The organism is Rothia nasimurium, from assembly GCF_049068285.1.
GTDB classification, from domain to species: domain Bacteria; phylum Actinomycetota; class Actinomycetes; order Actinomycetales; family Micrococcaceae; genus Rothia; species Rothia nasimurium_I.
The window spans coordinates 1-5188 of sequence record NZ_JBLKPV010000020.1 but is presented as its reverse complement, the minus strand read 5'-3'; the positions used below and the strand labels follow the sequence as shown (position 1 = coordinate 5188).

The following is a 5188-nucleotide window of genomic DNA, read 5'->3' as shown; positions in this document are numbered from 1 at the left end:
GGGTGTCCTACTGAATTTGATAATCAATTGGTTTCAGATTCGTCAGCTTGAACCACACCTACCCCGTAGGTGAATGGTTCGCTAATCAATCGAGACTAGATCATCAAACGATTCATTTTTTCAACGGAGAGTTTGATTCTGGCTCAGGACGAACGCTGGCGGCGTGCTTAACACATGCAAGTCGAACGATGAAGCCCAGCTTGCTGGGTGGATTAGTGGCGAACGGGTGAGTAATACGTGAGTAACCTGCCTTTAACTCTGGGATAAGCCTTGGAAACGGGGTCTAATACCGGATACGACCAGTTCCCGCATGGGATGCTGGTGGAAAGGGATATGTACTGGTTTTAGATGGGCTCACGGCCTATCAGCTTGTTGGTGAGGTAACGGCTCACCAAGGCGACGACGGGTAGCCGGCCTGAGAGGGTGACCGGCCACACTGGGACTGAGACACGGCCCAGACTCCTACGGGAGGCAGCAGTGGGGAATATTGCACAATGGGCGCAAGCCTGATGCAGCGACGCCGCGTGAGGGATGACGGCCTTCGGGTTGTAAACCTCTTTCAGCAGGGAAGAAGCGAAAGTGACGGTACCTGCAGAAGAAGCGCCGGCTAACTACGTGCCAGCAGCCGCGGTAATACGTAGGGCGCGAGCGTTGTCCGGAATTATTGGGCGTAAAGAGCTTGTAGGCGGTTTGTCGCGTCTGCTGTGAAAGCCCGGGGCTTAACCCCGGGTTTGCAGTGGGTACGGGCAGACTAGAGTGCAGTAGGGGAGACTGGAATTCCTGGTGTAGCGGTGAAATGCGCAGATATCAGGAGGAACACCAATGGCGAAGGCAGGTCTCTGGGCTGTAACTGACGCTGAGAAGCGAAAGCATGGGGAGCAAACAGGATTAGATACCCTGGTAGTCCATGCCGTAAACGTTGGGCACTAGGTGTGGGGGACATTCCACGTTTTCCGCGCCGTAGCTAACGCATTAAGTGCCCCGCCTGGGGAGTACGGTCGCAAGACTAAAACTCAAAGAAATTGACGGGGGCCCGCACAAGCGGCGGAGCATGCGGATTAATTCGATGCAACGCGAAGAACCTTACCAAGGCTTGACATATACTGGACCGCCGCAGAGATGTGGTTTCCCTTCGGGGCTGGTATACAGGTGGTGCATGGTTGTCGTCAGCTCGTGTCGTGAGATGTTGGGTTAAGTCCCGCAACGAGCGCAACCCTCGTTCTATGTTGCCAGCACGTAATGGTGGGGACTCATAGGAGACTGCCGGGGTCAACTCGGAGGAAGGTGGGGATGACGTCAAATCATCATGCCCCTTATGTCTTGGGCTTCACGCATGCTACAATGGCCGGTACAAAGGGTTGCGATACTGTGAGGTTGAGCTAATCCCAAAAAGCCGGTCTCAGTTCGGATTGGGGTCTGCAACTCGACCCCATGAAGTCGGAGTCGCTAGTAATCGCAGATCAGCAACGCTGCGGTGAATACGTTCCCGGGCCTTGTACACACCGCCCGTCAAGTCACGAAAGTTGGTAACACCCGAAGCCGATGGCCTAACCCGTTTGGGAGGGAGTCGTCGAAGGTGGGATTGGCGATTGGGACTAAGTCGTAACAAGGTAGCCGTACCGGAAGGTGCGGCTGGATCACCTCCTTTCTAAGGAGCTTCAACATATTGGTTGAGCCATGCTGGACGCGAGTGTCGTTTGGGTGGTTTGCTCATGGGTGGAATGTTAGTTCTGGTGCTGTGCTTGCTCTTTGGGGTGGGTGCTGCGCTGATGAGTTTGTTTTAGTGTTGGTGCGCTTTTGGGTTTTGAGGTAACAAGCCAGTTGGTTTGTTGCTCTCAGGATCTCCCGGCATGAAAGTAGTAGTCAGGTTGTTTGCCTGGTTGCCTTGAGTGGTATCGGGTTGTTGTTTGAGAACTGTATAGTGGACGCGAGCATCTTCGAATGTAATGAAGATTTCTCAATCTCTTATGATTGGGTTTCTTTGATACTTTTGATTTTGTACTTAGTTAGTCAAGGTTAATATCTTTGATTTTATCTGTGTGTAAGTTATTAAGGGCACACGGTGGATGCCTTGGCACTAGAAGCCGATGAAGGACGTGTGAATCTGCGAAAAGCCTGGGGAAGCCGATAACAGGGCGTTGATCCCAGGATGTCCGAATGGGGAAACCCAGCAAGCCGTCATGGTTTGTTACCACCAGTTGAATGTATAGGCTGGTTGGAGGGAACGAGGGGAAGTGAAACATCTCAGTACCCTCAGGAAGAGAAAATAACTAATGATTCTGTGAGTAGTGGCGAGCGAAAGCGGAAGAGACTAAACCTGTGGTGTGTGATACCGGTTGAGGGTTGCATCATGGGGGTTGTGGGAGTACGCATCATAGTTTCAACCGACTATGGACGTGATGTTCTAGCATGTAGGTGAAGGCCTTGGGATGGGCTGCCGGAGAGGGTGAGAGTCCCGTAATCGTAATGTGTTAGACCGCGTGTGTGCCACCCGAGTAGCACGGGGCTCGTGGAATCTCGTGTGAATCTGCCAGGACCACCTGGTAAGTCTAAATACTTTCTAGTGACCGATAGTGAATCAGTACCGTGAGGGAATGGTGAAAAGTACCCCGGGAGGGGAGTGAAATAGTACCTGAAACCGTGTGCTTACAAGCCGTTGGAGCCTTTTGGGGTGACAGCGTGCCTTTTGAAGAATGAGCCTGCGAGTTAGTGTTCTGTCGCGAGGTTAACCCGTGTGGGGAAGCCGTAGCGAAAGCGAGTCTGAATAGGGCGTTTGAGTGGCAGGATCTAGACCCGAAGCGGAGTGATCTATCCATGGCCAGGTTGAAGCGACGGTAAGACGTCGTGGAGGACCGAACCCACTTCAGTTGAAAATGGAGGGGATGAGCTGTGGATAGGGGTGAAAGGCCAATCAAACTCTGTGATAGCTGGTTCTCCCCGAAATGCATTTAGGTGCAGCGTTACGTGTTTCTTGCCGGAGGTAGAGCTACTGGATGGCCGATGGGCCCCACAGGGTTACTGACGTCAGCTAAACTCCGAATGCCGGTAAGTGAGAGCGTAGCAGTGAGACAGTGGGGGATAAGCTTCATTGTCGAGAGGGAAACAGCCCAGACCATCAACTAAGGTCCCTAAGCGTGTACTAAGTGGGAAAGGATGTGGAGTTGCTTAGACAACCAGGAGGTTGGCTTAGAAGCAGCCACCCTTGAAAGAGTGCGTAATAGCTCACTGGTCAAGTGATTCTGCGCCGATAATGTAGCGGGGCTCAAGTACACCACCGAAGTTATGGCAATCAGTTTTTATGACTGGTTGGGTAGGGGAGCGTCGTGTATCCGGTGAAGCTGCGGTGGAAACCAGTGGTGGAGGGTATGCGAGTGAGAATGCAGGCATGAGTAGCGAATCACGGGTGAGAAACCCGTGCGCCGGATGATCAAGGGTTCCAGGGTCAAGCTAATCTGCCCTGGGTTAGTCGGGGCCTAAGGCGAGGCCGACAGGCGTAGTCGATGGATAACGGGTTGATATTCCCGTACCGGCGAAAAACCGCCCATACTGATATTTTGATGCTAACTGTGAGAAGCCGTTTGTAACCTGCACCTTCGGGTGTGGGAGCTTGTGGTGGACTGCAGGACCCGATTTTTGGAGGTAAACGTATTAACAGGTGTGACGCAGGAAGGTAGCCAAGCCACGCGATGGTTGTCGTGGTCTAAGCGTGTAGGGTATCCGGTTGTTAAATGCGCCGGTGTTGGCCTGAGACGTGATGGGACCCCGTTTTTGGGGGATTTGGTGATCCTATGCTGCCGAGAAAAGCATCGGCGTGAGGTTTTAGCCGCCCGTACCCGAAACCGACACAGGTGATCAGGTAGAGAATACTAAGGCGATCGAGAGAATCATGGTTAAGGAACTCGGCAAAATGTCCCCGTAACTTCGGGAGAAGGGGAGCCTTGAGCGTGATCCACCTACGCGGTGGTGAGCGTGTATGGGTCGCAGAGAATTGGGGGAAGCGACTGTTTATCAAAAACACAGGTCCGTGCGAAGTCGTAAGACGATGTATACGGACTGACTCCTGCCCGGTGCTGGAAGGTTAAGAGGATTGGTTAGCCTTTTTTGGCGAAGCTGAGAATTTAAGCCCCAGTAAACGGCGGTGGTAACTATAACCATCCTAAGGTAGCGAAATTCCTTGTCGGGTAAGTTCCGACCTGCACGAATGGAGTAACGACTTCCCTACTGTCTCAACCATGAACTCGGCGAAATTGCAGTACGAGTAAAGATGCTCGTTTCGCGCAGCAGGACGGAAAGACCCCGTGACCTTTACTATAGTTTGGTATTGGTGTTCGGTGCGGCTTGTGTAGGATAGGTGGGAGACTGTGAAGCAGGCACGCTAGTGTTTGTGGAGTCGTTGTTGAAATACCACTCTGGTCGCTCTGGATGTCTAACTTCGGCCCGTGATCCGGGTCAGGGACAGTGCCTGATGGGTAGTTTAACTGGGGCGGTTGCCTCCCAAAAAGTAACGGAGGCGCCCAAAGGTTCCCTCAGCCTGGTTGGCAATCAGGTGTTGAGTGTAAGTGCACAAGGGAGCTTGACTGTGAGACTGGCAGGTCGAGCAGGGACGAAAGTCGGGACTAGTGATCCGGCGGTACGTTGTGGAACGGCCGTCGCTCAACGGATAAAAGGTACCTCGGGGATAACAGGCTGATCTTGCCCAAGAGTCCATATCGACGGCATGGTTTGGCACCTCGATGTCGGCTCGTCGCATCCTGGGGCTGGAGTTGGTCCCAAGGGTTGGGCTGTTCGCCCATTAAAGCGGTACGCGAGCTGGGTTCAGAACGTCGTGAGACAGTTCGGTCCCTATCCGCTGCGCGCGTTGGAAATTTGAGAAAGGCTGTCCTTAGTACGAGAGGACCGGGACGGACGAACCTCTGGTATGTCAGTTGTACCGCCAGGTGCATGGCTGATTGGCTACGTTCGGGAGGGATAACCGCTGAAAGCATCTAAGCGGGAAGCCTGTTTCGAGATGAGATTTCCTGGTGGCCTTTGGGTCATGTGAGGATCCCTATAGATGATGGGGTTGATAGGCCAGGTATGGACGCGGGGAATGCCCGTGGAGTTGACTGGTACTAATAGTCCGAAGGCTTACACTTTTTAGCTAGTGCTTGTTTGTTTGCGTCCACTGTATGGTTTTGAGATAACAACC

2 rRNA genes are annotated in these 5188 nt (G+C 52.9%); both read left to right on the top strand.

Annotated elements, in window-relative coordinates:
- The first annotated feature begins 120 nt into the window (after window positions 1-120).
- Window positions 121-1648 (top strand): 16S ribosomal RNA (locus tag ACMXX3_RS11675).
- 391 nt (window positions 1649-2039) lie between these two features.
- Window positions 2040-5135, top strand: a 23S ribosomal RNA gene (locus ACMXX3_RS11670).
- Together the 16S and 23S rRNA genes form the textbook arrangement of a ribosomal RNA operon.
- The last annotated feature ends 53 nt before the right edge of the window (window positions 5136-5188 follow it).